Annotated in this window: 30 protein-coding genes and 1 tRNA gene; 26 read left to right on the forward strand and 5 right to left on the reverse strand. The window is 74.0% G+C overall.

Going from position 1 to position 26,648, the window contains the following annotated elements:
• The 10 genes from C5N14_RS22600 to C5N14_RS22650 form a co-directional block, all read left to right on the forward strand.
• On the forward strand, positions 1–445 hold a 445-nt coding region (locus tag C5N14_RS22600), incomplete at its 5' end, for a hypothetical protein (RefSeq protein ID WP_117670393.1).
• 93 nt (positions 446–538) lie between these two features.
• Complete coding sequence (locus C5N14_RS22605; RefSeq protein WP_117670395.1) at positions 539–853, forward strand: MazG-like family protein; 315 nt, start codon at positions 539–541, stop codon at positions 851–853.
• A 366-nt stretch (positions 854–1,219) separates the two neighbouring features.
• The gene (gene fdh, locus C5N14_RS22615; RefSeq protein WP_243639927.1) at positions 1,220–4,534 is read left to right on the forward strand and encodes a formate dehydrogenase; all 3,315 of its coding nucleotides are present in this window, start codon (positions 1,220–1,222) and stop codon (positions 4,532–4,534) included.
• Positions 4,527–5,570, forward strand: coding sequence for a 4Fe-4S dicluster domain-containing protein (locus C5N14_RS22620; protein ID WP_117670399.1), 1,044 nt, complete (start codon positions 4,527–4,529; stop codon positions 5,568–5,570). The genes fdh and C5N14_RS22620 overlap by 8 nt, the downstream gene beginning before the upstream one ends.
• A complete protein-coding gene (nrfD, locus tag C5N14_RS22625) occupies positions 5,567–6,676 on the forward strand; it encodes an NrfD/PsrC family molybdoenzyme membrane anchor subunit (RefSeq protein WP_117670401.1) in 1,110 nt (369 codons plus the stop codon). Before C5N14_RS22620 ends, nrfD begins: the two co-directional genes overlap by 4 nt.
• 68 nt (positions 6,677–6,744) lie before the next feature.
• Positions 6,745–6,840: transfer RNA gene (locus C5N14_RS22630), tRNA-Sec, on the forward strand.
• 24 nt (positions 6,841–6,864) lie between these two features.
• Positions 6,865–8,163, forward strand: a complete 1,299-nt coding sequence (gene selA, locus C5N14_RS22635; protein WP_117670404.1) for an L-seryl-tRNA(Sec) selenium transferase — start codon at positions 6,865–6,867, stop codon at positions 8,161–8,163.
• A gap of 1 nt (position 8,164) precedes the next feature.
• Positions 8,165–9,955: a selenocysteine-specific translation elongation factor gene (gene selB / locus C5N14_RS22640; RefSeq protein ID WP_117670406.1), complete on the forward strand. Its 1,791-nt coding sequence runs from the start codon at positions 8,165–8,167 to the stop codon at positions 9,953–9,955.
• Positions 9,956–10,089: 134 nt separating this feature from the next.
• Positions 10,090–10,287, forward strand: a complete 198-nt coding sequence (locus C5N14_RS22645; RefSeq protein ID WP_007071112.1) for a hypothetical protein — start codon at positions 10,090–10,092, stop codon at positions 10,285–10,287.
• Between the two features lie 77 nt (positions 10,288–10,364).
• A complete protein-coding gene (locus C5N14_RS22650; protein WP_117670408.1) occupies positions 10,365–10,550 on the forward strand; it encodes a hypothetical protein in 186 nt (61 codons plus the stop codon).
• A gap of 64 nt (positions 10,551–10,614) precedes the next feature.
• Here C5N14_RS22650 and C5N14_RS22655 read toward each other — a convergent pair whose 3' ends face one another.
• Positions 10,615–11,268: a hypothetical protein gene (locus C5N14_RS22655; protein WP_117670410.1), complete on the reverse strand. Its 654-nt coding sequence runs from the start codon at positions 11,266–11,268 to the stop codon at positions 10,615–10,617.
• 168 nt (positions 11,269–11,436) lie between these two features.
• Here C5N14_RS22655 and C5N14_RS22660 point away from each other — a divergent pair, with 168 nt between their 5' ends.
• Positions 11,437–11,643 carry a hypothetical protein gene (locus C5N14_RS22660; RefSeq protein ID WP_117670412.1) on the forward strand — a complete coding sequence of 69 codons (207 nt, stop codon included), beginning with the start codon at positions 11,437–11,439 and terminating at the stop codon, positions 11,641–11,643.
• On the opposite strand, the gene C5N14_RS22665 is transcribed toward C5N14_RS22660, so the two are convergent.
• The 3 genes from C5N14_RS22665 to C5N14_RS22675 all read right to left on the reverse strand — a co-directional run bounded on the left by C5N14_RS22665 (position 11,640) and on the right by C5N14_RS22675 (position 13,367).
• Positions 11,640–12,116, reverse strand: coding sequence for a hypothetical protein (locus tag C5N14_RS22665; RefSeq protein ID WP_117670414.1), 477 nt, complete (start codon positions 12,114–12,116; stop codon positions 11,640–11,642). The genes C5N14_RS22660 and C5N14_RS22665 overlap by 4 nt on opposite strands.
• Positions 12,113–12,322 (reverse strand): phosphatidylethanolamine-binding protein, encoded by a 210-nt coding sequence (locus C5N14_RS22670; RefSeq protein ID WP_091609202.1) that lies wholly within the window; start codon positions 12,320–12,322, stop codon positions 12,113–12,115. The genes C5N14_RS22665 and C5N14_RS22670 overlap by 4 nt, the downstream gene beginning before the upstream one ends.
• A 163-nt stretch (positions 12,323–12,485) precedes the next feature.
• Positions 12,486–13,367, reverse strand: coding sequence for a universal stress protein (locus C5N14_RS22675; RefSeq protein ID WP_117670416.1), 882 nt, complete (start codon positions 13,365–13,367; stop codon positions 12,486–12,488).
• A 126-nt stretch (positions 13,368–13,493) separates the two neighbouring features.
• On the opposite strand from C5N14_RS22675, the gene C5N14_RS22680 reads away from it, so the two are divergent.
• The 15 genes from C5N14_RS22680 (at position 13,494) to C5N14_RS22750 (ending at position 25,937) form a co-directional block, all read left to right on the forward strand.
• The gene (locus tag C5N14_RS22680) at positions 13,494–14,246 is read left to right on the forward strand and encodes an SAM-dependent methyltransferase (RefSeq protein WP_117670418.1); all 753 of its coding nucleotides are present in this window, start codon (positions 13,494–13,496) and stop codon (positions 14,244–14,246) included.
• Between the two features lie 93 nt (positions 14,247–14,339).
• Complete coding sequence (locus C5N14_RS22685) at positions 14,340–15,527, forward strand: PP2C family protein-serine/threonine phosphatase (RefSeq protein ID WP_117670420.1); 1,188 nt, start codon at positions 14,340–14,342, stop codon at positions 15,525–15,527.
• A gap of 47 nt (positions 15,528–15,574) precedes the next feature.
• On the forward strand, positions 15,575–16,045 hold the full coding sequence (locus C5N14_RS22690) for a MarR family transcriptional regulator (RefSeq protein WP_117670422.1): 471 nt from the start codon (positions 15,575–15,577) through the stop codon (positions 16,043–16,045).
• A 284-nt stretch (positions 16,046–16,329) separates the two neighbouring features.
• Positions 16,330–16,980 (forward strand): CDP-alcohol phosphatidyltransferase family protein, encoded by a 651-nt coding sequence (locus C5N14_RS22695; protein ID WP_117670424.1) that lies wholly within the window; start codon positions 16,330–16,332, stop codon positions 16,978–16,980.
• Entirely contained in the window at positions 16,977–17,969 is a 993-nt protein-coding gene (locus C5N14_RS22700; RefSeq protein ID WP_117670426.1) for a DUF881 domain-containing protein, read from the forward strand. Before C5N14_RS22695 ends, C5N14_RS22700 begins: the two co-directional genes overlap by 4 nt.
• Entirely contained in the window at positions 17,966–18,298 is a 333-nt protein-coding gene (locus C5N14_RS22705) for a small basic family protein (protein ID WP_007071104.1), read from the forward strand. Before C5N14_RS22700 ends, C5N14_RS22705 begins: the two co-directional genes overlap by 4 nt.
• Positions 18,299–18,308: 10 nt before the next feature.
• The gene (locus C5N14_RS22710; protein ID WP_117670428.1) at positions 18,309–19,220 is read left to right on the forward strand and encodes a DUF881 domain-containing protein; all 912 of its coding nucleotides are present in this window, start codon (positions 18,309–18,311) and stop codon (positions 19,218–19,220) included.
• A 63-nt stretch (positions 19,221–19,283) separates the two neighbouring features.
• Positions 19,284–19,664, forward strand: a complete 381-nt coding sequence (gcvH, locus tag C5N14_RS22715) for a glycine cleavage system protein GcvH (protein WP_117670635.1) — start codon at positions 19,284–19,286, stop codon at positions 19,662–19,664.
• Between the two features lie 212 nt (positions 19,665–19,876).
• Complete coding sequence (locus C5N14_RS22720; protein WP_007071101.1) at positions 19,877–20,329, forward strand: FHA domain-containing protein; 453 nt, start codon at positions 19,877–19,879, stop codon at positions 20,327–20,329.
• 50 nt (positions 20,330–20,379) lie between these two features.
• Entirely contained in the window at positions 20,380–21,084 is a 705-nt protein-coding gene (locus C5N14_RS22725) for a MerR family transcriptional regulator (protein ID WP_207892842.1), read from the forward strand.
• A gap of 225 nt (positions 21,085–21,309) precedes the next feature.
• On the forward strand, positions 21,310–21,774 hold the full coding sequence (locus C5N14_RS22730; protein ID WP_073833177.1) for a bifunctional nuclease family protein: 465 nt from the start codon (positions 21,310–21,312) through the stop codon (positions 21,772–21,774).
• 209 nt (positions 21,775–21,983) lie between these two features.
• Positions 21,984–22,571 carry a MerR family transcriptional regulator gene (locus C5N14_RS22735; RefSeq protein ID WP_165878198.1) on the forward strand — a complete coding sequence of 196 codons (588 nt, stop codon included), beginning with the start codon at positions 21,984–21,986 and terminating at the stop codon, positions 22,569–22,571.
• Positions 22,572–22,911: 340 nt separating this feature from the next.
• Positions 22,912–24,084, forward strand: a complete 1,173-nt coding sequence (locus C5N14_RS22740) for a nitric oxide synthase oxygenase (protein ID WP_243639963.1) — start codon at positions 22,912–22,914, stop codon at positions 24,082–24,084.
• A 3-nt stretch (positions 24,085–24,087) separates the two neighbouring features.
• The gene (locus C5N14_RS22745) at positions 24,088–25,311 is read left to right on the forward strand and encodes a globin domain-containing protein (RefSeq protein WP_117670432.1); all 1,224 of its coding nucleotides are present in this window, start codon (positions 24,088–24,090) and stop codon (positions 25,309–25,311) included.
• Positions 25,308–25,937 carry a hypothetical protein gene (locus tag C5N14_RS22750; protein WP_243639930.1) on the forward strand — a complete coding sequence of 210 codons (630 nt, stop codon included), beginning with the start codon at positions 25,308–25,310 and terminating at the stop codon, positions 25,935–25,937. The genes C5N14_RS22745 and C5N14_RS22750 overlap by 4 nt, the downstream gene beginning before the upstream one ends.
• 24 nt (positions 25,938–25,961) lie before the next feature.
• Here C5N14_RS22750 and C5N14_RS22755 read toward each other — a convergent pair whose 3' ends face one another.
• Positions 25,962–26,624 carry an SDR family oxidoreductase gene (locus tag C5N14_RS22755; RefSeq protein ID WP_117670434.1) on the reverse strand — a complete coding sequence of 221 codons (663 nt, stop codon included), beginning with the start codon at positions 26,622–26,624 and terminating at the stop codon, positions 25,962–25,964.
• Positions 26,625–26,648 lie beyond the last annotated feature (24 nt).

A 26,648-nucleotide genomic window follows, 5' to 3' on the forward strand; every position in this document is an offset into this window, starting at 1 on the left:
GGACAAGGGCAAGCTGATCCCGCACGGTGTGCGGGGCGAGCAGTCGCGTATCGCGCTTGACGGTGAGCAGACCGCCAACGTGAGGGCGATCGTCGCCGCGACGAAGAAGGCCGGCCTGGACGAGCGGGCCGCGGTCGTCTCGGTCGGTACCGCGTTGCAGGAGTCGAAGCTGGAGAACCTGGGTCACCTGGGCGACCGCAACGACCACGACTCGCTGGGTCTGTTCCAGCAGCGCCCGTCGTCCGGGTGGGGTTCGCCGGAGCAGATCACCGATCCGGAGCACTCGACCCTGGCGTTCCTGCAGGGCCTGAAGCAGGTTGACGGGTGGCGGGACATGCCGCTGACCGAGGCCGCGCAGACGGTGCAGGTGTCCGCGTACCCCGACGCGTACGCCCAGTGGGAGCAGCAGGCCGCCGACCTGGTCGCCGAACACTGGAACAGCTGACCCGTACCGCTGAAAAGGTCGCTGGCCGGTCCCCCCCCGGGGACCGGCCGGCGGCGTTCGCGCGGGCGGGGTCCGTCGGGTTTCACTGGACGGGTGGACGAGTCGATCTGGAATTCGGTACGGGCGTCGCGGGGCTGGTTGGACGCCGCCAACGGCACCGGGGACGCGGAGCTGACCTGCCGGATCCTCAAGCTGACCGAGGAGGCCGGCGAGGTCGCCGGGGCGTGGATCGGGGCGTTGGGTCAGAACCCGCGCAAGGGGGTGACGCACAGCCGCGAGGACGTCGCGGCCGAGCTGGCCGACGTGGCGTTCACCGCCCTGGTGGCCATCGAGAGCCTCGGGCTCGACCCGCGGTCGCTGCTGCACGCCTGCGCCGCCAAGGTTCGCGCCCGCACGGGCACCGCGTGACCGACACCGGGCGCGGCGCACGGCGGTGACCCCCGGCGACGGCGGGGGAGTGCGGTGGATCACCCGGGCCGGGTGGAACAGCCCGTGGGGTGGGTAGGTTGTAGCCAGTGTCGGTGTGCTCAGTGTCCCCGGGCCTCACCTGAATCGCCGTCGCGGAATACCGTCCGGCTGGAGCCGCGTCGCGCCACGCGCCGAGAGGCGACCTGCGCACCGACACCGAAACCGCCCCTGGCCCGCCGGCCGGGGGCGGTTTCGGCTCAGCGGCAAACCGTATGGTGGAAAGACTCGGCCCGGGGTCGCGACCCGCACCGGCCTGGCCTATGTTCAGGAGGTCAGCTTCCGCCGACCGGGGAGGGGGTGTTCGGGATGGGGCTGCGGACCTTCATCCAGGGCTGGCCGGTCTACCGGCAGCTCACCGGCACCGACCCGCTCGGCCGGGGCACAGCGGCCCAGTCGGCCCGCTCGGCGACGCTGACCGCGCGCACCGAGACCGCCGACAGCGTGGCCCGGTCGGTCTGCCCGTACTGTGCGGTCGGCTGCGGCCAGCGGGTCTTCGTCACCGACGGCCGGGTCACCCAGATCGAGGGGGACCCGGACAGCCCGATCTCCCGGGGCCGGCTCTGCCCGAAGGGCTCGGCCAGCAAGTCGCTGGTCACCAGCCCGCTGCGGCAGACCACGGTCCGTTACCGCCGGCCGTACGCGACCGAGTGGGAGGACCTGGACCTCGAAACCGCCGTCGACATGATCGCCGACCGGATCCTCGCCGCCCGCGAGGAGACCTGGGAGGACGTCGACGACGCCGGCCGGCCGCTCAACCGCACACTGGGCATCTCCAGCCTGGGCGGGGCGACGCTGGACAACGAGGAGAACTACCTCATCAAGAAGCTGTTCACGGCGATGGGGGCGCTCCAGATCGAGAACCAGGCCCGCATTTGACACTCCGCCACCGTCCCCGGTCTGGGGACCAGCTTCGGTCGCGGCGGCGCGACGGACTTCCAGCAGGACCTCGTCAACGCTGACGTCATCGTCATCCAGGGCTCCAACATGGCGGAGGCCCACCCGGTGGGCTTCCAGTGGGTGATGGAGGCCAGGAAGCGCGGCGCCAAGGTCTTCCACGTCGACCCCCGGTTCACCCGGACCAGCGCGGTCGTCGACTCGTACCTGCCGATCCGGGCGGGCACCGACATCGCGCTGCTCGGCGGCGTGGTGCGGTACATCCTGGAGAACGAGCTGGACTTCCGGGAGTACGTCCTGGCGTACACCAACGCGGCGACGATCGTCAGCGAGCAGTTCGTCGACACCGAGGACCTGGACGGCCTCTTCTCCGGCTACAACAGCGAGACCGGCTCGTACGACCAGACGAGCTGGCAGTACGAGGGCCAGGAGCGCAACTCCGGGGGTGACGACACCGGGAAGGAACGGGACACCGCGGCCGGCCTGGAGCACGAGTCGCACGGCGCGTCCGTGCGGGGACGGACCCGGCGGGACGAGACGTTGCAGCACCCGCGCTGCGTCTACCAGATCCTGCGGCGGCACTTCTCCCGGTACACCCCGGAGATGGTGGAGCGGGTCTGCGGGATCCCGCAGGAGCGGTTCCTTGAGCTGGCCCGCGCCTGGACGGAGAACTCCGGCCGGGAGCGCACCGGCGCGCTGGTCTACTCGGTGGGCTGGACGCAGCACAGCGTCGGCGTGCAGTACATCCGCACTGGCGCGATCATCCAGACCCTGCTGGGCAACATGGGCCGGCCGGGTGGCGGGATCCTGGCGCTGCGCGGGCACGCCAGCATCCAGGGCTCGACCGACATCCCGACCCTGTTCAACCTGCTACCCGGCTACCTGCCGATGCCGCACCACGCCGACCACGAAACCTTCGACGACTGGGTGCGCAGCATCCGTCACCCCGGTCAGAAGGGCTTCTGGGGCCACTCCCGGGCGTTCGCGGCGAGCCTGCTCAAGGCGTACTGGGGCGACGCCGCGACGCCGGACAACGACTTCGGCTACGGGTACCTGCCCCGGATGACCGGCGACCACGGCACGTACCAGCAGGTGCTGAACATGATCGACGGGAAGGTGAAGGGGTACTTCCTGCTCGGCCAGAACCCGGCGGTCGGCTCCGCGCACGGCAAGGCACAGCGGCTCGGCATGGCCAACCTCGACTGGCTGGTCGTCCGGGACCTGTTCCTCATCGAGAGCGCCACCTTCTGGAAGAACAGCCCGGAGGTGGACACCGGGGAGATCGTGCCGCAGGAGTGCCGTACCGAGGTGTTCTTCCTGCCCGCCGCGTCACACGTGGAGAAGGAGGGCACCTTCACCCAGACCCAGCGGCTGCTCCAGTGGCGGGAGAAGGCCGTCGACCCGCCGGGCGACGCCCGCTCCGAACTGTGGTTCTTCTACCACCTGGGCCGTAAGCTGCGGGAGAAGCTGGCCGGCTCCCCCCACCGGCGCGACCGGGCGCTGCTCGACCTGGCCTGGGACTACCCGACCCACGGTGACCTGGCCGAGCCCAGCGCCGAGGCGGTGCTGCGTGAGATCAACGGCTACGACACGGCCTCCGGCCGGCCGCTGTCCGCGTTCACCGAGGCGCGCGACGACGGCTCCACCGCGATCGGCTGCTGGATCTACACCGGCGTGTACGCCGACGGCGTCAACCAGGCCGCCCGGCGCAAGTCCCGGCACGAGCAGGACTGGGTGGCCGCCGAGTGGGGCTGGGCGTGGCCGGCGAACCGCCGCACCCTGTACAACCGCGCCTCCGCCGACCCGCAGGGCCGGCCGTGGAGCGAACGCAAGCGCTACGTCTGGTGGGACCCGGAGAAGGCGGAGTGGACCGGCTACGACGTGCCGGACTTCGAGAGGACCAAGCCGCCGACGTACCGTCCGCCGGAGGACGCCTCCGGGCCGGACGGGATCGCCGGCGACGACCCGTTCGTCATGCAGAGCGACGGCAAGGCCTGGCTGTACGCGCCGAGCGGGGTGCTCGACGGCCCGCTGCCGACGCACTACGAGCCGGCCGAGTCCCCGATGCGCAACCCGATGTACGGCCAGCAGGCCAACCCGGCCCGCAAGGTCTACGAGCACCCGGTGAACTTGATGAACCCGAGCCCGCCGGAGGCGCACAGCGACGTCTTCCCGTACGTGTTCACGGTCAGCCGGCTCACCGAGCACCACACGGCCGGCGGGATGAGCCGCACCGTGCGGCCCCTGGCGGAGTTGCAGCCGGAGATGTTCGTGGAGGTGTCCCCGGAGTTGGCCGCCGAGGCCGGGCTGGCCCACCTGGGCTGGGCGCACCTGGTCACCGGCCGGTCGGTGATCGAGGCGAAGGTGCTGGTCACCGACCGACTCACCCCGCTGCGGGTGGACGGGCGGATCATCCACCAGCTCTGGCTGCCGTACCATTTCGGCACCGAGGGGCTGGTCACCGGCGACTCGGCCAACGACCTGTTCGGCATCACCCTGGACCCGAACGTGCTGATCCAGGAGAGCAAGGTCGGCACCTGCCACGTGCGGCCCGGCCGGCGGCCCACCGGGCCGGCCCTGCTCGACCTGGTCGCCGACTACCGGCGGCGGGCCGGGATGAGCCTGGACCGGAGGACCCCGGTGGCCACCACCGACGCGGCGGGCGGCGGCACCGACGAGCGCTCGCCGGAGGCGTCGCCGGTCGAGAAGAGGGGCGAGGATGCCTGACGCCAACAGCCTCTACGGGCCGCTGGACCCGGCCCCGGACGCCGGCTGGACCGACGCCCGCGCCCGGATGGGCTTCTTCACCGACACCAGCGTCTGCATCGGCTGCAAGGCCTGCGAGGTGGCCTGCAAGGAGTGGAACGACGTGCCGGGCTCCGGGCTGGACCTGCTCGGCATGTCGTACGACAACACCGGCGCGCTGACCGCGAACTCGTGGCGGCACGTGGCGTTCGTCGAGCAGCCCCGCCCGGCCGGGCACCGCACCCCGCCGTTCGCCGGGCTCCCCACCGCCGCGACGGTCAGCGCCGCGTCGGCGGCGGTGGCCGCCGGGACGGCCGACGACACCGGCACGGACCCCGGGCTCCCGCCGGGCGACCCGGTCGCCGCCGCCCGGATGGCCGCCGGCCCGGAGTTCCTCGGCATGCCGGGCGCCCAGCCACCCGGCCGGGCCACCGGGCCCGCCGAGCGCACCGACTTCCGCTGGCTGATGATGTCGGACGTGTGCAAGCACTGCACCCACGCCGCCTGCCTGGACGTCTGCCCCACCGGCTCGCTGTTCCGCACCGAGTTCGGCACGGTCGTGGTGCAGGAGGACATCTGCAACGGCTGCGGCTACTGCATCTCCGCCTGCCCGTACGGGGTGATCGACCAGCGTCGGGGCGACGGCCGGGCGTGGAAGTGCACGCTGTGCTACGACCGGCTCGGCGCCGGGCAGACCCCGGCCTGCGCGCAGGCCTGCCCCACCGAGTCCATTCAGTACGGCCCGCTCGACGAACTGCGGGAGCGGGCCGCCGAGCGGGTGGCCACCCTGCACGAGCGGGGGGTGCCGGAGGCCCAGCTCTACGGCCACGACCCCGCCGACGGCGTCGGCGGCGACGGCGCGTTCTTCCTGCTCCTCGACTCACCCGAGGTGTACGGGCTGCCCCCGGACCCGGTGGTCACCACCCGGGACCTGCCCGCGATGTGGAAGCGCGCCGGGCTGGCCGCCCTGGCCATGGCGGCGGCGGCCGTCGCCGCGTTCGTCGGAGGTTCCTCGTGAGTCCGCACCGTCCCCCGGTGGGCGACCGGTTCCGCCGCTTCCTGGGGCGCCTCGACGCCGCCGGCCCGACCGGCGACGTCCCCACCGGCCCCGGGGGCGGGCCCCGCGCCGGCCGGCGCGGGGGTGGCCGGCGCGGCGGCGGGGAGCAGCTCAACGTCCCGCCGGCCGAGTTCACCTCCTACTACGGCCGGCCGGTGCTCAAACCGCCGGTGTGGAAGTGGGACATCGCGGCGTACCTGTTCACCGGCGGGCTGGCCGCGGGGTCGTCGTTGCTGGCCGCCGGGGGGCAGCTCACCGGCCGGCCGGCGCTGCGCCGCGCCGGCCGGGTCACCGCGCTGGCCGCCGTGAGCGCCAGCGCGTACTTCCTCGTCAACGACCTGGGCCGGCCGGACCGGTTCCACCACATGCTGCGGGTGGCGAAGCTGACCTCCCCGATGTCGGTGGGCACCTGGATCCTCACCGCGTTCGGCCCCGCCGCCGGGGTCGCCGCCGTCGCCGAGGCCGCGCCGTGGCTGCCCGAGCGGGGGGTGCTCGGGCTGGGCCGCCGGCTGCTGCCCCCGGTCGGGCAGGCCGCGGGGCTGGTCGCCGCCGCGACCGCGCCGGCCCTGGCCACGTACACCGGGGTGCTGCTGGCCGGCACGGCCGTGCCGTCGTGGCACGAGGCGTACCCGGAACTGCCGATCATCTTCGCGGGCAGCGCCCTGGCCAGCGGCGCCGGCGTGGGCCTGCTCGCCGCGCCCGGCGACCAGGCCGGCCCGGCCCGGCGGATGGCGGTGGCCGGCGCGGCCCTGGAGCTGTGGGGCTCGCACCGGGTGGAGAACCGGCTCGGCCTGCTCAGCGAGCCCTACCGCACCGGCACCCCCGGGCGGCTGCTGCGCGCCGGCCGGGCGTTGACCGCCGCCGGGGTCGCCGGGGCGCTCGTCGGCCGGCGCAGCCGCGTGCTGTCCGGGCTCTCCGGCGTCGCCCTGCTCGCCGCGTCGGTGGCCACCCGGTTCGGGATCTTCCACGGCGGCGTCGCCTCCGCCCGCGACCCGAAATACACGGTCGTCCCGCAGCGCGAACGGATCCGCCGCCGCGAGGCGGAACGCCCCGCCGTCGAGGGCTGATCCCCCTCCCGGCGGACGCTGAGGCCCTTCCTGCGCGGCCGGGCGGGCGCTGTGATCAAATGGCCGGTGGAGGCGTTCAGGCGGCTGGTGCCCCTCCCGGTCTTCAAAACCGGTGTGGTCCGGTACCCGGGCCAGGCGGGTTCGATTCCCGTCCGTCTCCGCCAGGCAGACCCATTGGAGAGGACGCGATGCGCGACGCCGACCCACGGCGGCGGGTGCCGCGCACCGACCTGCTGCTGGCCGACCCGCGGCTCGCCGCCGCCGTCGCCACGCTCGGCCGCGGCCGGGTCAAGGCCGCGATCGTCGCCGCCCAGGACCGCGCCCGCCGCGGCGAGATCACCCCCGAGCGGGTACGCGACGCCGCGCTCGCCGCCCTGCCCGCGCCCGACCCCCGGGTGGTGCTCAACGCCACCGGCGTCGTGCTGCACACCAACCTCGGCCGGGCGGCGCTCTGCCCCGCCGCCGTGGACGCCCTGGTGGCCGCCGCCGGGCACACCGACGTGGAACTGGACCTGGCCACCGGCCGGCGGGCCCGGCGCGGCCGGGACGCCCTCGCCGCGCTCGCCGCCGCCGTACCCGACGCGGCTGCCGTGCACGTGGTCAACAACGGCGCCGCCGCCCTGGTCCTCGCCGCCACGGCCCTCGCCGCCGGCCGGGAGATCGTGGTCAGCCGGGGCGAGCTGGTGGAGATCGGCGACGGGTTCCGCCTGCCGGACCTGCTGGCCAGCACCGGTGCCCGGCTGCGCGAGGTGGGCACCACCAACCGCACCAACCTGGCCGACTACGCCGCCGCGGTCGGGCCCGACACCGGCTTCGTGCTCAAGGTCCACCCGTCGAACTTCGTGGTCACCGGGTTCACCCGCGCCGTCGGCGTCGACCGGCTGGCCACCCTCGGCGTGCCGGTGGTCGCCGACATCGGCTCCGGGCTGCTGACCGCCGACCCTTTGCTGCCCGCCGAGCCGGACGCGGCCAGCACCCTGCGGGCCGGCGCCCACCTGGTCACCGCCAGCGGCGACAAGCTGCTCGGCGGCCCCCAGGCCGGGTTGCTGCTCGGCGACGCCGACCTGGTCGAGCGGCTGCGCCGGCACCCGCTCGCCCGCGCCCTGCGGGTCGACAAGCTGACCCTGGCCGCCCTCGCGGCCACCCTGCACACCCCGGACACCCCCACCCGGGACGCGCTGCACGCCGACCCGGCAGCCCTGCGGCAGCGCACCGAGCGGCTGCGCGACCTGCTGGCCGCCGACGGCTGCAAGGCCGAGGTGGTGCCCGCCGTCGCCGTGGTCGGCGGCGGCGGTGCCCCGGGCGTCGAACTGGACTCGTGGGCCCTGGCGCTGCCCGAGCGGTACGCGCAGCCGCTGCGCGCCGGAGCGCCCCCGGTGCTCGGCCGGGTGGCCCAGGGGCGGCTGCTGCTGGACCTGCGCTGCGTCCCCGCCGCCGCCGACGACGCGCTGCGCGCGGCCGTCCTGACCGTGCCCGCGGGCGGCTGACGTGTGGGTGCTGGCCACCGCCGGGCACGTCGACCACGGCAAGTCGACCCTGGTCCGGGCGCTGACCGGGATGGAGCCCGACCGGTGGGCCGAGGAGCGCCGCCGGGGCATGACCATCGACCTCGGCTTCGCCTGGACCACGCTGCCCTCCGGTGGCACGGTGGCGTTCGTCGACGTTCCCGGCCACGAGCGGTTCGTGCCGAACATGCTCGCCGGCGTCGGCCCCGTCCCGGCCGCCCTGCTGGCGGTCGCCGCCGACGAGGGGTGGATGCCCCAGTCGGCCGAGCACCTGGCGGCGCTGCACGCGCTCGGGGTGTCGTACGGGCTGCTGGTGGTGACCCGCGCCGACCTGGCCGACCCGGGGCCGGCCCTGGCGCATGCCCGCGCGGAGATCGCCGCCACCTCCCTGGGCGCCGTGGAGGCCGTGGCGGTCAGCGCGGTCACCGGGGCCGGCCTGCCCGAGCTGCGGGACGCCCTGGACCGGCTCGTGGCGCGGCTGCCCGGCCCGGCGGCCGACGCCCCGGTGCGGCTGTGGGTGGACCGGTCGTTCACCGTCCGGGGCAGCGGCACGGTCGTCACCGGCACCCTCGGCGGCGGCCGGCTGGCCGTCGGCGACCACCTCGAACTGGCCGACACCGGTGAGCCGGTGCGGGTGCGTGGCCTGCACTGCCTCGGCGTGCCCCACGAGCGGGTCGACGCGGTGGCCCGGGTGGCGGTGAACCTGCGCAACGTGCCCCGCGAGCGGCTGGGCCGCGGCGAGGCCCTGCTCACCCCTGGCCGGTTCCATCGCACCGACCTGCTCGACGTGCGGGTCGCCGGTGACCCGGCCGCCGACCTGCCGGCCACCCTCACCCTGCACGTCGGCTCTGCCGCCGTCGCCGTCCGGGTCCGTCCGCTCGGCCCGGACACCGCCCGGCTGCGGCTGGCCCGCCCGCTGCCGCTGCTCGTCGGCGACCGGGCGCTGCTGCGCGACCCCGGCCGCCACCACGTCGCCGGCGGGGTGACCGTCCTCGACGTGGCCCCGCCCCCGCTGACCCGGCGGGGGGCCGCCGCCGCGCGGGCCCGGGTGCTCGCCGGCCTGGACGGGCGACCGGACCTGGCCGGGGAGTTGCGCCGCCGGCTCCTGGCCCGCCGGGGCGAGCTGACCCGGATGGGGGTGCCGGTCACCGCCGCGCCGGTCGCCGGGGACTGGCTGGCCGACCCCGACCACTGGCGGGCCCTCGCCGCCCGGCTGGCCGCCGAGACCGACCGGTACGCCGCCGCGCACCCGTTGGAGCCGGGCGTCCCGGTCGACGTGCTGCGCCAGCGCCTCGACCTGCCCGACCGGGCGCTGGTGGAGGCCCTGGTCCGCCCGCCGCTGCGGGTGCGTGCCGGCCGGGTCGGCGCGGCCGGTGCGGACGCGCTGCCGCAGCCGGTGGCCCGGGCCGTGGCCCGGGTCCGCGCCGAGTACGGCGACCGCCCGTTCCAGGCCCCCGAGGCGTACCGCCTCGTAGACCTGGGCCTCGGACCCCGGGAGATCGGCGCGGCCGTGCGGGCGGGGGCGCTGCTGCGGCTCGCGGAGAACGTGGTGCTGCTGCCCGGCGCGGTCGACGACGCGGCCCGGGTCCTCGCCCGGCTGCCGCAGCCGTTCACGCTCAGCGCCGCCCGGCAGGCCCTGGACACGAGCCGCCGGGTCGCCGTGCCGCTGCTGGAGCTGCTGGACCGGCGGGGCGTCACCCGCCGCCTGCCCGACGACGCCCGCACGGTCGTCGCCCGCCCGGCTGAGCCGGGGGCGTCGCGGCCCCTGTCATGATCGTCTGACCGTCGCGGGGACCCGCTCCGGCGGGTCGTCACCGTCAACCGCGAACGGTCACGGGCGGCGGGTGGGCGAGGATGGTTCGGCGCGACGCGGCCCCGTGGGGGTCGGGGGTGGCCTAGCGTGACGGCATGGACCCTTCGGCGGTCTGGCGGGACAAGAGCCACCGGTGGCGGATCGAGGCGTACCGGGCGCCGGACCTGCGGTTCGCCGTCTTCGCCACCAACGGCCCCACCGAGTCGGCCCCGCTGTGGCTGTTCGGGATGGCCGCCCTGGCCCGCTGGCTGATGACCCACGCCATCTCGCTGGACGACCTGGAGACCGACTGAGCCGGTCACCCCTCGTCCGGGGGAACCGGCGCCGGTTCCGGCGCGTGGGCCGGTGTCGCCTCCGTACCGTGCGGAGCGTGAAGGACCGAGGAATGCGCACGGTCGTGGCGGTGCTCGCCGGCCTCGCGGTCATCTACTTCGGCAGCAAGGGACGCAGCGCCGACGAGGGTGGCGGGGTCTCCAGCGGGGTGGTGGTGCTCGCGGTGCTGGCCGCCGCGCTGGCCTGGCACCTGACCAAGCCGGGCGACAACGCGGCCAAGTGACCGCCGGCCAGGCGCGGTGCCGGCAGCCGGCGCGGACCCCGACCGGGGGCGTCGGCGGGCTACGTCAGCGGGTGGCGGCGGTGCGGGTGACCTCCCCGGCGGACTCCTCGCCGAGGGCGACCCGGACCAGCGCCGAGGCGAACCGGCCGAAGTCGCCGCCCCCGACCAGCCCGGCCAGCCCGTCCGGGTTCGCCGGCAGGCCCAGGCGTCTCGCCCCGGCCAGCGTCCGCCGGTCGGCGTACGGGCGCACGTCGGGCCACACCTGCTGCGCCTCGCGCAGGAAGATGTCCGCGCCGGTGGGGCCGATGCCGGGGAACCCGGTGAGCAGTCGCCGCAGCGCGGGCCGGTTCCCGTCGGCCTCCCGGTGCAGCCGGCGCAGGTCGCCGTGCCAGCGGTCCAGGCACAGCCGCGCACCGGTGCCGAGCATCGTGGCGGTCCGTTCGTCGTAGCGCCGGTAGTGCCCCCGGCCCAGCGCGTCGACCCGGTCCTGCCAGCCGGACGCCTCCATCGCCTGCGGGGTGCGGTACCCGGCGGCGAACAGCTCCCGGGCGGCGGCCACCGCGACCGACGCCCGGATCCGGGTGCTCAGCAGCGTGGTCAGCACCAGCAGTTGGTACAGCGGTCCGGGCCGGTCGGCGAGCCGGATGCCGGCCTCCTGCGCGTACGTGCGGCCCTGCCGGTCCAGCAGGACCCGCGCTGTCCTCCGTGCGTCTGCCACACCACCCGGGTACCCGGATCGGCGCGGCCCACCCGTGCCCGGGTCCGACTGCCACGCCCCGGTGGCAGCCGGACCGTCCGGTGGCGGCGGAATGGGGGCAACGGCGGCGGGTAAGCCGGTGGCGGGCGCGGTCCACGCCGCGCCGTCCACCCGGAAGGGAGAACTCCCGTGACGAACCCGCAGCAGCCGGAGCTGCGCCGCAACGCACGCAACAACGCGGTGCAGGACGCCAAGGGGCCCGGCGCGTCCGGTCACCCCGGCCACCGTGGCACGTCCCAGGGCGACCGGGGCCGCACCGTGCCACGCGGCCAGCAGTCCCCGTACGGCCCGGCCGGCGGCCAGGTGGCCGACGACGACAGCGCCGACCGGGGCTAGCGCCGCCGGGACGAGGGCGGTCGCAGCCGGTTCCAGGTGGCTGCGGCCGCCATCCCGTACGCCAGGTGCGGCACGAGGTCCGACAGCCAGTCGATGCGGCTCCACCGGCGCGGGTCGGTCACCCCCAACGCGGCCATCGAGCCGTCCGACATCGCCATCACGCTCCCGCCGAGCAAGGCCACCGCGGCCGGCAACGGGGTGCGCCGACGTCCCGCGAGCAGGGCGAAGGCGGTGCCGGCGGCGATGCCCATCCCGTACCCGAGCAGGGGCCCGAGGCCCGAGCGGCGGTTGGCCGCGCGGTCCTCGGGCCCCAGGTCGACGTGGGCGAGTTCGGCCACCCGCCCGGCGCTGTCCTCGGGGGTGCCGCTGGCCGGTCGGGCGCGCAGCACCATGTCGAGGTAGCTGACCATGTTGAGCGCGGTGCTGCCGACCGCCCCGGCGATGGCCCCGTCGACCAGTTTGGTGCCGTTCACTTCGGGTCGCCCGGTTCGCGCTCACCCTTCGGGCCGTACGTCCGCTCGCCCCGCACGACGCCGCGCTGTCCCCGGTCCTCCTGCAGGATCCGGTTGGCGACCTGGTTGGCCTCCTGATCGGCCGCCCGACCGGAGTTCTCGATCAGATCGCGCAGTCGCGCCCGTTCCTTGTCGTACGCGTTGCTGCCCGGCCGTGGTCCTGGCATCGCCGCCTCCTGACGTCGCGGTGACCGTTGGTCACGCCGTCTACCCGCCTGCGCCGGGGCCAACCGTCGCCCCCCCGCCCGCGGTGTGCCGGCGGTCCGTGTCCGTACCGCCGCGGGCCGCCGGGCCCTGCGCGGGTCGACGGCCGGGCCCCGGGCAGCCGGCTCAGGCCGGGGCGCGGACCACGGCGACCGGGCAGTCGGCGCGGTGCAGCACGGCGTGACTGACCGAGCCGAGGACGAGGCCGGTGAACTCGCCGTGTCCCCGGCCACCGACGACCAGCAACTGCGCCGCGCGGGACGCCTCGGCCAGGGCGGCGGCGGCCCGGGCCCGGGTGAGCACCCGCTCGACCCGCACCGTCGGCCAGCGTTCGCCGAGGCCGGCCAGCGACCCGGCCAGCACCCGCTCCTCCTCGCCGCGCAGTCGCCCCTCGTCGTACACCAGGGGCTGCATGTCCCCCGGCCCCGCGGAGCCCGGGTGCCGGTAGGCGTGCACCGCGCGCAGCGCGACGCCGCGGGTCGCCGCCTCGTCGGCGGCGAACTCGACGGCGGCGCGGGCCGGCGCGGAGCCGTCCACCCCGACCACGACCGGGCCGTCGGTCCCCTCGGCGCCGCGGGCGACCAGCACCGGGCAGTCGGCGTACGCCGCGACCTGGACCGCCACGGAGCCGACCACCAGCGCGGCGAAGCCGCCCAGCCCCCGGTCGCCGAGGACGATCAGCGCGGCGGTGGGGGACTCGCCGACCAGCACGGCGGACGCCTCCCCGTCGATGATCTCCCCGGTGACCCGCAGCCCCGGAACGGTCGACTCGGCGTGCTCCACCGCCTGCGCGACGAGGCGTTCGGCCTGTTCGCGCAGGCCGGCGCCGGGCGGCGCGTCGGGCACCGGGCCGAGGGGCACCCGCAGCAGCGGCCAGATGAAGCCGTGCACCACGCGCAGCGTCCGGCCCCAGCGCGCGGCCTCCCCGGCGGCGAGCCGGACGGCCCGCAGGGCCGGCTCGGAACCGTCCACCCCGACCACCACCGCCGCGCCGTTGGCCGCGTTCACCGCCGTACCTCCTCCGCCGTGGGCTCGCGGTCAGTATCCCGGTCGTCCGGGCGTCGCCGAGGCGATACCGCGCAGGGCGGGGCGCCGCTACGCTGGCCCGACACTTCACCGGAGGGAGCGACGCCCATGGAAGAGGCCGACCGGCCGAGCACCGCCCGAATGATCGACTTCTGGCTCGGCGGGGAGGACCACTTCCCGGTCGACGTGGCCGCCGCGCGGGCCTTCGAGGGGGCGTACGGCCCGTGCGCCCCGCTGTTCCGCGAGCTGCGCGCGTTCCTCGGCCGGGCGGTGCGGACGATCGCCGCGGCCGGGGTGGACGGCTTCCTGGTCTTCGGCGCGGGGGTGCCCACCCGGGGCAACGTGCACGAGGCCGCCCCGGAGGCGACGGTGCTCTACACCGACGTCGACCCGGTCACCATCCGGCTCGGCCAGCGGATCCTGGCCGACAGCGACCGGGCCGGCTACGGCTACGGCTACGGCGACGCCACCGACGTCGGCACGGTCGACCCGGCGCTGCTGCACCGCTTCGTGCCCGGTTGGGGGCGCCGGCCCGTCGGGGTGGTCTTCCTCGGGCTGGCCGCCTTCCTCGACGACGCGACGCTGGCCCGCACCCTCGACGAGCTGTACGCGGCGGCGGCGCCCGGCAGTTTCCTCGCCGTCGACTTCGACGGCGAGGAACTCGCGGCGCACCCGCAGGCCCTGGCGATGATGGGGCCGCAGTTCCGGATGCGCCCACCCGCGGCGTTCGGCCCGCTGCTGGGCCGGTGGACGCCGACCGACGACGGGATCGTCCCGGTGGCCCGGTGGCGGCCCGCCGGCCCGCCGGCGGACCTGCCGGACGCCTTCCACGGCGGGTTGGCCACGAAGCGCTCCGGCTGACCGCCGCGCGCCACGGAGCCGACCGCGCCGGCCGGCCGGCTCCGGCCCTCCGTATGATGCTTGCCCTACAGCAAGAGTTGTCGGAGGGGGAACATGTCGGACGTGTTCGGACCGGTGTCCCGCGCGCTGCGTGAGGCGCCGCCCGACCGGTTGGCCGAGGCCGCCGACCGGGCCGTCCGCGCCGGGTTGGACGCGTCGCGCACGGACATCTTCGTCGCCGACTACCGGATCAGCGGGCTGTGGCCCGTACTCGATCCGGACCTTCCCGACGCCGGCTTCCTCGCCTGCCACGGCGTGGCCCAGCGCTGCTTCAGCAGCCAGCAGCCGGTGCTCGACGGCGGGGAAGACGGCCGGTGCCGGGTCTACCTCCCGTTGACGGTCTGGGGCGAGCGCCTCGGCGTGTTCCTGGTGGAGCTGCCGACCGCCCCGTCGGCGGCGACGGTCGAGACGGTGCGGGACATCGCCGGCGAGCTGGCGGTGACGCTGCGCGCGGCGGACCGGCAGACCGACCGGTACCGTCGGGCCCGCCGCCGGGAGCGGTTGAGCATGGCCGCCGAGATGCAGTGGGACCTGCTGCCGGGCCGCAGCGTGACGCACGGCGCGTTCCTGCTCGCCGGGCAGTTGGAGCCGGCGTACACGGTGGGCGGTGACCACTTCGACTGGTCGGTGGACGGTGACCGGCTCACCGTGACGGTGCTCAACGGCGCCGGCACGGGCCTGTCGGCGGCGCTGCTGACGGCGGTGTCGGTCAACGCCATGCGCAACGCCCGCCGCTCCGGCGGGAGCCTGGTCGAGCAGGCCGAGCTGGCCTCGGACACCATCTTCTTCCAGCACCGGGGCGAGCGGCACGTGGCGACCCTGCTGCTGGAGCTGGACACCACCGACGGCCGGGTCCGGGCGGTGGACGCCGGGTCACCGCACGTGCTGCGAGTGCGTGGCCGGTCGGTCGCCCGGGTGCCGCTGGAGCAGCAGCTCCCGCTGGGCATGTTCGCCGAGACCCGGTACGAGGTACAGGAGTTCACCGTGGAGCCGGGGGACCGGCTCTTCGTGGTCAGCGACGGGGTGTACGCGGCGGCTCCCGGCGGCCGCGAACCGTACGGGGAACGGGCCATGGCGCGGTCCATGCGCGCGACGCGGCTGCAACCGGCGACCGAAGCAGTTGGTACGGTGATGCGCGGGCTGCAGTCCTACCACGCGGACGTCGATCTTCGCGACGACGCGGTGGTCGTCTGCCTCGACTGGCGTGGCCGGGACGGGGCAGCGGTCGGCTGGGCGCGGTGACGGGGGCGGTAAGCGGAACACGAACGCGAACTCGCAGGGGACGTCGGGTGGAGGAACCTTCGGATCTGGCGGCGGCGATCGCCGCCGCCGCCGAGGTGCTCGTCGGCGTCCTGGACCCCGCGGGTTCGCGGCACCGGATGACCGTGTCGCCCACCCAGCTACGGGTGCTCTCGTTGATCAGCAGCCGCCCGGAGACCAACGTGAACCGGCTCGCGGAGCTGCTCGACGTGGTGCCGTCGTCGGCGAGCCGGCTGTGCGACCGGTTGGAGGCGATCGGGCTGCTGCGGCGGGTCGCCGACCCGCGGGACCGGCGGGAGGTCCGGCTGGTGCCGACGGCCGCCGGCGGTGCCCTGCTGAGGGAGTTGGCGGAGCGCCGGCATCGCGCGATCGGCGCGGTGCTGGACCGGATGCCCGCCCGCACGCAGCACGAGCTGCTGCTGGCGCTGCTGGCGTTCGGGCAGGCGGTGGTGGCCGGCCCGGTGGGCGCCCAGCCGGACTCGCCGGCCCGAACGGCCTGACCCACCCCCGTACCCCATTGTCCTAGGACACCTTACGCGGCGTGACTCCCGCCACAACCCGGGCAACGCAGCGGCGAGGCGAGCGCGGGCCCCGGGGAGCCGAAAGCGAGCCCGATATAGTGGCAGCGCAACTCACCGGCCGGCGGTCCCCGTGACCGCGGGCCGACCAGGGGAGATCCCGGTCCGGGATCACACAGGCGCCGGCGGAGCCCGGCCCGGCAACGCGCACGTCCTTCCGTAGCGCCCGCCCGAGGGCGCCGGACCGTGCTGCGGAGGGAGGTTCGGTGTCGCGTCGGCCGGCGGGGGCGTCGCCCCCGAAGAGCACCGGCGGTCCGGGCGTCGTGCCGAGCGGGGACCGGATCCTCACCCTGCCCAATCTGATCAGCTTCGTCCGGCTGCTCGGCGTACCGCTGTTCCTGTACCTGCTGCTGGTCCCGCGCGCCGACGTCGCCGCCGTGGTGGTGCTGGCGATCGGGGGCACGACGGACTGGGTGGACGGCTGGGTCGCCCGCCGGCTGCAGCAGGTCAGCCGCCTGGGCGAGTTGCTGGATCCGCTCGCCGACCGGTTGTACATCCTGGCCACCCTGCTGGCGTTCACGGCGCGTGAGGTGGTGCCGTGGCAGTTCACCGCCGCGCTGCTGACGCGGGAGCTGCTGCTGCTGGGTTCGCTCGGCGTGCTGCGCCGGTACGGGTACGGCCCGCCGCCGGTGCACTACGTCGGCAAGACCGCCACCTTCCTGTTGCTGGCCGCGTTCCCGGTCCTGCTGCTGGCGCACGCGACGTCGGCGGCCACGGCGACGGTCGCGGGCGCGATCGGCTGGGGCCTGGCGTGGTGGGGGCTGGTGCTGTACTGGGTGGCCGGCGCGCTCTACGTGGTCCAGGCGGCGCGGCTGGTGCGATCGGTGCGGGCCGGGTCGTCGGGGGCGCCGGCATGACGGCGGGTCCGGGGCCGGTGCGGGACGCGGCGGGGCAGCGGCCGGGCGCGGATGGCGAGGGGCGGGGTTCGGCGCTGCGGGTGTACACGCCGGATTTCCTGACCGAGTTGTTCCGCAACCCGTTGGATCCGGGGTACGCGGACGCGGCGGCCCGCCGCCGGGAGGCGCCGGCGCCGTCGGGGTGGCGGGCGTGGTCGTCGCGGTCGGTGAGCCTGGTGGTGGCGGTGGCGTTGGGTTTCCTGTTCGCGGTGGCGTACCGGCAGACGGTCGCCGAGGAGCCGGGGCGCAGTCAGGCGCGGGCCGGTTTGGTGGCGGAGATCAAGGAGCGCGAGGCGGAGACCGACGGGTTGGCGGCGCGGGCGGACCGGTTGCGTGAGGAGGTCGGTCGGCAGCGGGACGCGGCGTTGAGTGGTTCGCAGGCGTCGCGGCTGCGGCGGCTGGAGGCGGGCACGGGGCTGGGTCGGGTGCGCGGTGACGGTGTGGTGGTGCGGTTGGCGGACGCGCCGGCGCAGGACAAGGACGGGGTGACCGGGGCCGAGGGCGGTCCGCCGCGGGTGTTGTACACGGATCTGCAGAAGGTGGCCAACGACCTGTGGGCGGCGGGTGCGGAGGCGGTGGCGATCAACGGGCAGCGGTTGACGGCGACGTCGACGATCCGGTCGGCGGGTGAGGCCATTCTGGTGGATTTCCGGCCGGTGACGGGTCCGTACGAGGTGTCGGCGATCGGGCCGGGGTCGATGCGGGAGCGGTTCGACGGCAGTCGGGCGGCGTATCTGATGCGGGACCTGGTGGAGTCGGTGGGGTTGTCGTTCCAGGTGCGTGCGGTGGAGGACCTCACCCTGCCGGCGGCGCCGGAGCCACGGCTACGCTACGCCGAGCCGTCGGTCAGTCCGAGTCCGTCCGTGTCGGGGTCGGGTGCCGACCGTTCGTCCCGGCCTGAGCCGTCCGGCTCGGGTGTGTCTCCCAGCCCTTCCGGAGGTGGCCGATGATCGCGGTGTTGGCGTTGCTCGCCGGTGTGGTGCTCGGGGTGTACCTGGATCCCACGGTTCCGGCGGCGTTGCAGCCGTATCTGCCGATCGCGGTGGTGGCGGCGTTGGACGCGGTGTTCGGTGGGGTGCGGGCGAAGCTCGACCGGATCTTCGATGACAAGCAGTTCGTGGTGTCGTTCATCTCGAACGTGCTGGTGGCGGGTCTGATCGTGTACCTGGGTGACCAGTTGGGGGTGGGTGGGCAGTTGTCCACCGGTGTGGTGGTCGTGCTGGGGGTGCGGATCTTCGGGAATGTGGCGGCGATCCGTCGGCACCTGTTCCGGGCGTAGGTTTGTGGCGATGAGCGAGGAACAGAGCGAGACGGGTACCGGTTGGCCCCGGCCGGTGGGTCCGGCGCGTCCGCAGGGGCCGGCGGGGGAGCCGGATCCGCGGCCGGAGGCGCCGGATCCGGACGAGATCAGTCCGTTGGTGCCGGAGGGTGAGCCGCCGGCGCAGGACGAGGGTTCGTCGGATGTCGGTGGTTCGTCGGGGGCTGCGGCTGTGGCCGGGGTGGGGCGTCGGTTCACCTCGGCGGGGGCGATGATCGCGTTGTTGCTGGGGTTGTTGGGGTTCACTCTGGTGGTGCAGTTGCGGACGACGTCGACGGACCCGACGTCGGCGGCGACGCGGCAGGAGGACTTGGTGCGGATCTTCTCGGATCTGGATTCGCGGGAGAAGCGGCTGCGGCAGGACATCGAGTCGTTGGAGGAGAGCCAGCGGCAGTTGCGTTCGGGTGAGCAGGGTCGGCAGGCGGCGCTGGAGGAGGCGACGCGGCGGGCGGACGAGTTGGGGATTCTGGCGGGGACGTTGCCGGCGCGGGGGCCGGGGTTGGGTGTGCGGTTCGAGGCGGGGTCGAAGCCGATTTCGGCGTACCGGATCCTGGACGCGGTGCAGGAGTTGCGGGGTGCGGGGGCGGAGGCGATGCAGATCTCGGGTGGGGACGGGGCGTCGGTTCGGATCATCGCGTCGACGTACTTCCTGGATGGTGGGGACGGTGCTCTGGTGGTGGACGGGCGTCCGTTGACGGGTCCGTTCACGATCACGGTGATCGGTGATCCGACGACGATGGCGACGGCGTTGAAGATTCCGGGCGGGGTGGCCGCATCGGTTGCCGGTGACGGCGGTACCGTGATCGTTGAGGATCGTGAGGTTGCCGAGGTTTCGGCGCTGCACGCGCCCGTGAAGTTGGAACACGCCCGTCCGGTCTCCTGACCGGCGCGGCGCGCCGGTTCGCCGGTGCAGCGATGGTCGGCACGACGATGAAGGACGCGTGTGGTGATTCCTGAGGATCTGCGGTACACCGCCGAGCACGAGTGGGTGGCGGGTGACGGGTCGGGCTCTGTCCGGGTCGGCATCACGCACTTCGCGCAGGACGCGCTGGGTGACATCGTGTTCGTCCAGTTGCCGGAGGAGGGCGCGGAGGTGGCCGCGGGTGACTCCTTGGGTGAGATCGAGTCGACCAAGAGCGTGTCCGAGATCTACGCCCCGGTGAGTGGGGTCGTGGCGGCGCGGAACGAGGCGTTGGCGGATACTCCGGAGGTGATCAACTCTGATCCGTACGGTGCGGGTTGGCTGGTGGAGATCACGCCGAGCGATCCGGTGGCGGTGGACGGGTTGTTGACCGCCGGGGCGTATCGCGAGCTGACTGAGAGCTGAGTGTCCGTGGGCGTGCGGGTGTTGTGTCCGCGCGTCCGGTTGCCCTGCATTTCGGCGCTGGCTAGGCTCGCCCAGTCGACCGAGAACCCAATGAGTTGAGCGTTGCGGAATTGCCTTTCCGGGCACGGGGAGCCAGCCGCCGGGTGGACTGCCCGGCGGCCAGACCCGCCATTACCCGACGCCAACGTGAAACAGATCCGTGAGGTGGTCCCATGACGCGCCCAGACGACGAGTTCCCCCCGCTCGACGTCACTTCGACGCTCAATCTCGGTTCGCTCGACGAAGTGCTGGAGGGGCCGGACACCGATGTGGTGCCGAGCCGGATGTCCGGTTCGTTGCCGCCGGGTATGGCGCTGCTGGTGGTTCGTCGGGGTCCGAATGCGGGTGCCCGGTTCTTGTTGGATCATGATGTGACGACGAGTGGCCGGCATCCGGACAGTGACATCTTCCTGGACGACGTGACGGTGTCGCGGCGGCATGCCGAGTTCCATCGGGATGGTGGCACGTTCACGGTGCGGGACGTGGGAAGTTTGAACGGCACGTACGTGAACCGGGAGCGGGTCGAGGCGGCCACGTTGAGTAATGGTGACGAGGTGCAGATCGGCAAGTTCCGGGTGGTGTTCATCGCCGGTCCGCGCCCGGAGGAGGAGGCCGGCCGGGGGTGAACGAGCCTGCGGCTTCGACGCCTCCCGGGGCGGCCCGTGCCCAACCGCTGATGAGTATCGGCGAGGTGCTGGGGCAGCTTCGGGTGGAGTTTCCTGACGTCACGATCTCGAAGTTGCGGTTCCTGGAGTCCGAGGGGCTGGTGGAGCCGCAGCGGACGGCTTCGGGGTATCGGAAGTACAGCTGGGACGATGTGGCGCGGTTGCGGTTCGTGTTGACCGCGCAGCGGGACCAGTATCTGCCGTTGCGGGTGATCCGTGAGCAGTTGGCGCAGTGGGATGCGTCGGCGGAGGGGCCGGTGCCGTCTCGGCCGACGTTGGTGGCGGTGGGTCCGGGTGGTGAGGTGCCGGGCCGGGCCGCGGCGGATCAGCCGGTGGATTCGGCGCAGGTGCGGTTGGGTCGGGTTGACCTGGTTGCGCGGAGCGGGATCGACGAGTCGACGTTGGGTGAGTTGGAGCGGCTCGGGATCCTGGTGTCGGATCCGCCGGGTTGGTACGACGGGGATGCGTTGATCATCGCGCGGGCGGTGGCGGGTCTGGCGGCGTACGGGTTGGAGCCTCGGCATCTGCGGGGTTACCGGACGGCGGCGGATCGGGAGGTGGGGTTGTTCGCGCAGTTGGTGGCCCCGTTGGCGCGGCAGAGTGATCCGGCGGCGCGGGCGCGGGCGGCGGAGACGGCGCGGGAGTTGGTGGCGTTGTCTCAGCAGTTGCACGCGGCGTTGGTGCGGGTGGGGTTGCGGTCGACGTTGGGTCGGTGAGGTGGTGTGTGCTGCGCGGTCCGGGCGGTGGTCCGGGCCGCGTGGTGTTTGTGGGGGGCGGTGGGAAAGATCTGGGTGGGGGTGCGTGTCGTAGGCTTGCCGGGGTAACCCCTTTCTGGCGCGGGGCGTGGTGCACGTAGCGCATGGGATGTGCGTGTCGCGGTCCGTGTACCGTGCAGGGAAGGGCGCGGTGCGGGCGTAGGTGACAACGACACGGAGGCGGCGGTGCGCGAGCTGAGCGTGGTCGGAGTTCGGGTGGAGTTGCCCAGCAACCAGCCGATCGTCCTGCTGCGGGAGGTCGAGGGGGATCGCTATCTGCCGATCTGGATCGGTGCGGTGGAGGCGACGGCGATCGCTTACGAGCAGCAGGGGGTCAAGCCGGCCCGGCCGTTGACGCATGATCTTTTGCGGGACGTGTTGGCGGCGTTGCAGGCGCCGTTGCGGGCGGTGGAGATCACCGAGTTGAAGGAGAACGTCTTCTACGCCGATCTGTTGATCGGTGACGGGGTGCGGGTGTCGGCGCGGCCGAGTGACTCGATCGCCCTGGCGTTGCGGGTCGGTGCGCCGATTCGTTGTGCGGAGCAGGTCCTCAGTGAGGCGGGGATCGTGATTCCGGACGAGCAGGAGGATGAGGTGGAGAAGTTCCGGGAGTTCCTGGAGCAGGTGCGTCCGGAGGATTTCGCGGGCTGATCCCGGGTGCGGGTGGGGCCCGTGCGTGTTTGTTTCTCGTCCCGGTGTGGTCACTGTGGGTGATCTGCCGTGGATCTTCGGTGTGGCTGCGCGGCGTGTCGTGACCGTTCCTGCGCGGTAACTCCTCAAGGGCGCTATAGGGTTTGCCGTGTCGAGGGGTGCACGTCCCGGAAGCGACGTGTCACCGCACTGGCGGGGAGGTTGTCCGGATGCACGAGCCGCGAGATCCCGAGCCTGGTACGCAGCAGCAGCGGGGGGCGGGTGGGGTGCCGGCGGGGCCGGCGACTGAGGGTGACGGCGCGGTGGGCTACCGGGGTGTGACGGCGTGCCACGCGGTGGGTATCACGTACCGGCAGTTGGACTACTGGGCGCGGACGTCGCTGGTGGTGCCGAGTGTGCGGGACGCGTCGGGTTCGGGGACGTCTCGGCTGTACTCGTTCCGTGACCTGGTGGTGTTGAAGGTCGTGAAGCGGTTGCTGGACGCCGGGGTGTCGTTGCAGAACATCCGGAAGGCGATCGAGGCGCTGCGGTCGCGGGGGGTGGCCGATCTGGCGGGGATCACGTTGATCTCGGACGGGACGACGGTGTACGAGTGCCGGTCGCCGGAGGAGGTGGTCGACCTGTTGCAGGGTGGCCAGGGCGTGTTCGGTATCGCGATCGGCGGGGCGTTCAAGGAGATCGAGGGTTCGTTGTCGGATCTGCCGGCGGAGCCGGCGGGTGGGGTCGTGGAGGAGCCGGCGGCGGATCCGGTGGGTGACGAGCTGGCGGCGCGTCGGGCGCGTCGGCGGGCCGGTTGAGGCGTCGGGCGTCCGCTGTGGGCGGTGTCCGTTGTGGTCCGGCCGCGCGGGAAGCCTCGTGTGTGGACATTCCCGGCTTGGGTCGTCTTGTTGACAGTCGTGGCGTTGCCGGTAATCCTATGTGCGGCGTTCGCCCCCCGCCTCGGGGTTCTCACCGTCGGTGACGGCCGGTGGGGGCGGCGGACGGAGACGACGCAGGGAGCGGCGAGGTCGCCTGCCCGACGATCGGATTTGAACCGTAGTGCAGACAGACAGTCGTGCCGCCGCGACCTTGGTGGACGTCGGCGGGCGGGTCGTGGACGCCGGCGCCTCGGGGTGTCCGGTCGCGCACGCCGGCCGGGTGTCGACGCCGCCGCCTGTCGGGGACACGCTGGCGGAGGCGGTGGAGTTCCTGCACCTGTTCCACGAGGAGCGGCGGCTGCCGGGGGTGGACGCGCGGATCGCGCAGGTGCGGGAGGAGGTCGCGCTCACGGGCGCGTACCGGCACACCCGTGAGGAGTTGGCGTACGGGGCGAAGGTGGCGTGGCGGCAGTCGGCGCGGTGCGTGGGCCGGGTGCGGTGGGCGGGGCTGCGGGTCCGGGACCGCCGGGACGTGACGACGGTGGCGGGGATCGCGCGGGAGTTGGCGCAGCACCTGGCGGTGGCGGACAACGGCGGCCGGATCCAGTCGGTGATGACGGTGTTCGCGCCGGACCGGCCGGGGGTGGGTCCGCGGGCGCGGATCTGGAACGACCAGTTGATCCGCTACTGCGGGCACCGGTGCGGTGCCGGGTCGGTGCTGGGTGATCCGGGGCAGGTGGCGATGACGGACGCGGCGCTGCGGTTGGGGTGGCGTCCGCCGCCGGTGCCGGGTCGGTTCGACCTGCTGCCGTGGGTGATCGAGACGGCGTACGCGGATCCGACGCTGGTGCAGGTGCCGCGGGACCTGGTGCGGGAGGTCGCGTTGGTGCATCCGGCGTATCCGTGGTTCGAGGAGTTGCGGTTGCGGTGGCACGCCCTGCCGGTGATCAGCAACATGCGGTTGCGCGTCGGTGGGGTGGACTACAGTTGCGCCCCGTTCAACGGGCACTACCTGGGTGACGAGATCGGGACGCGCAACCTGGGCGACCGGGACCGGTACGACCAGTTGCTGCCGGTGGCGCGGGGGTTGGGGTTGGACACGTCGCGGGAGGACACGCTGTGGCGGGAGCACGCGGTGTTGGTGCTCAACCAGGCGGTGCTGCACTCGTTCCGGCTGGCGGGGGTGCGGGTGTCGGATCCGCACACCGAGTCGGAGTTGTTCATGAAGTTCTGCGCGCAGGAGGAGCGGGCGGGGCGGCCGGTGCACGGTGACTGGTCGTGGCTCAACGGCAGTGTGGGGTGGGCGGCGTTGCACGCGGTGCATCACCGCTACTACGACCCGCGGGTGCCGAACCCGAACCTGTGGCCGGCGGAGCGCGCGTACGGGCCGGCCGGTGTGGTGGAGCTGACCCTGCGGGAGCGGCACGATGCCGCCCGCCGGCGGGAGGACTGAGGCGTGGACGTCGTGGCGTTGCGGCAGAGTTGGGCGCAGTTCTGCGCGGCGGGTCCGGAGGCGGCGAAGTACTTCTACGCGACCCTGTTCGTGATCGCGCCGGAGGCGCGGTCGATGTTCCCGACGAACATGAGCTACCAGGAGGACAAGTTGTTGGCGGCGTTGGGGCACATCGTGTCCCACGTCGACGACGAGCGGGAGTTGTCGGCGTTCGCGCACCGGTTGGGCGCGGACCATCGGCGGTTCCGGGGCACGGACCGGCAGGGTCGGGAGGTGCCGTTGGGGGAGTGGCACTACGTGTGGGTGGGGCAGGCGTTGCTGGCGACGTTGGAGCGGTTCCTCGGGCCGCGGTGGACGCCGCAGTTGCGGGCGCAGTGGGCGGCGGCGTACGAGGTGGTGGCGCGGTTGATGCTGACGGGGGCGGCGGAGGCGGAGCGGTCGTCGCCGCCGTACTGGGAGGCGGAGGTCCTGTCGGTGCAGCGGCGCCGCGCGGACGTGTGTGTGTTCACGGTCCGGCCGAACTATCTGTGCGAGTACCTGCCGGGGCAGTCGTTGCCGGTGCAGGTGCCGCAGTTGCGGGTGTGGCGGTACCTGTCGCCGGCGAACGCGCCGCGCCCGGACGGGACGATCGAGTTCCACGTCCGGGCGACGGGCCGGTTCTCCACCCATCTGGTGCGCCGGCTGCGGGTCGGTGACCAGGTGTTGTTGGGTTCGCCGGTGGGTGCGGCGTTGTCGTCGTACGACCGGTCGCCGCACCTGCCGTTGTTGCTGGTGGCCGGTGGGACGGGGGTGGCGCCGTTGCGGGCGGTGGTGGAGGCGCTGCGGCAGGGGCCGGGGCGTGCGGTGACGCTGGTGGTGGGCGCGAAGACCCCGGAGGACCTGTACGACGACCAGGGGTTGCGGGAGTTGGCGTCGACGTCGGCGTGGTCCTCCGGCGGGGTCGGCGGGTGGTTGCGGTATGTGCCGACGGTGGAGGTCGGGTGGCAGTGGGCGGGTGCGGTGGGCACGGCGGCTGACACGGCGCTGCGGTTGGGTTCGTGGCGGGACACCGACGTGCTGGTGTGCGGCAGTCCGGAGATGACCCGGGAGACGATCGGCGCCTTGGTGGCCGCGGGTGTGCCAGCGGACCGGATCCTGGCCGAAAGTTATGATCATTCTCTTTATCCGCCCCTCGCGGGCGCGGCGGTTGCCGCGTCGCGGGACTTCACCGGGACGGCTGCGCGATGAGCATCGACCACGGCGACGGGGTCACCGGTTTCCAGCGGGACGACACGGTCCGGGCGTTGGGGGCGGTGCAGGCGCGGCGGTTCCGGGGCAGCGAGTGGGTGTCCGTCGACGAGGTCGCGGACGTGGCCCGGTCGGCCGACGAGCGGATCGCGTTGCTCGACGGTGAGTTGCAGCGGCTGCGGCGGGAGAACGAGGGCCTGGTGCAGCAGGTGGAGATGCTGCGGCACGGGGCGCTGCCGAGCGCCGCCCCGCAGGGCCCGGACCCGATGGTGGTCGAGTTGGCGGTACGGGCGCAGGCCGAGGCGAACCGCACGATCGGTGAGGCCAGCGAGGAGGGCGCGGAGATCATCGCTGACGCGCGTCAGCAGGCCGAGGAGATCCTCGCGGAGGCGCACCAGCGGGCGGGGGCGGTGCCGGCGCAGTCGGGGTCGCGGTCGGAGGATCTGCAGCGGCAGGTGCGCGAGTTGGAGGGGCGGCACGGGGCGTTGCTGGCGGCGGTGGCGACGGCGCAGCAGCACCTGAACCAGTGGCAGGCGCACCTGTCGGCGCAGGCGGAGCGGCTGCGGGCCGACGCGGCGGCGGCGGGTGCGGCGAGTCAGCAGCTACGGCAGGTCGTCGGCGGCTGATCCCGCCGTCGGTGGGTCGGCCGGTCAGGGGTGGGCGCAGGCAGCGGCGACGGCGTCGGCGATCGGGGTGTTGCCGGTGACCAGTTCCAGGACCGCGCCGGCGCTGCCCGGGTGGTACAGCAGGGCGACGAGGACCCGGGCGACGTCGGTGCGGGTGACCGTCCCGGGGTCGGTGTGCCGGGTCAGGGTGACTCGGCCGGTGGGTGGGTCGTCGGTGAGCCGGCCGGGGCGCAGGACCGTCCAGTCCAGGTCGCGGGCGGTGAGGTCGTCCTCGGCGGCCTTCTTGGCCCGCAGGTAGGCGGCGAACACGTCGTCGGTGCCGGCGGGTGGGGCCGTGTCCACGCCCATGGCGGAGAGCAGCAGGTAGCGGCGTATCCCGGTCCGCTGGGCGGCGTCGGCGAGCAGGCCGGCGGCGGCCCGGTCGACGGTGTCCTTGCGGGCGGCGCCGCTGCCGGGGCCGGCGCCGGCGGCGAAGACCACCGCGTCGGCCCCGTCGAGGTGGGTGGCGACCTGTGCGGCGTCGGCGTGTTCCAGGTCGCAGACGACGGGGTGGGCGCCGCTGGCGCGTAGCGCGGCGGCGTGGTCGGGGTTGCGGATCAGTCCGACGGCGGTGTCGCCGCGGCCGGCGAGTTCCCGGTGCAGCAGTTGGGCGATCTTGCCGTGTCCGCCGGCGATGACGACGCGCATACCTGCCACCGTAGCCGCCGGGGC

It is taken from the genome of Micromonospora sp. MW-13, assembly GCF_003434305.1.
GTDB lineage: Bacteria > Actinomycetota > Actinomycetes > Mycobacteriales > Micromonosporaceae > Micromonospora.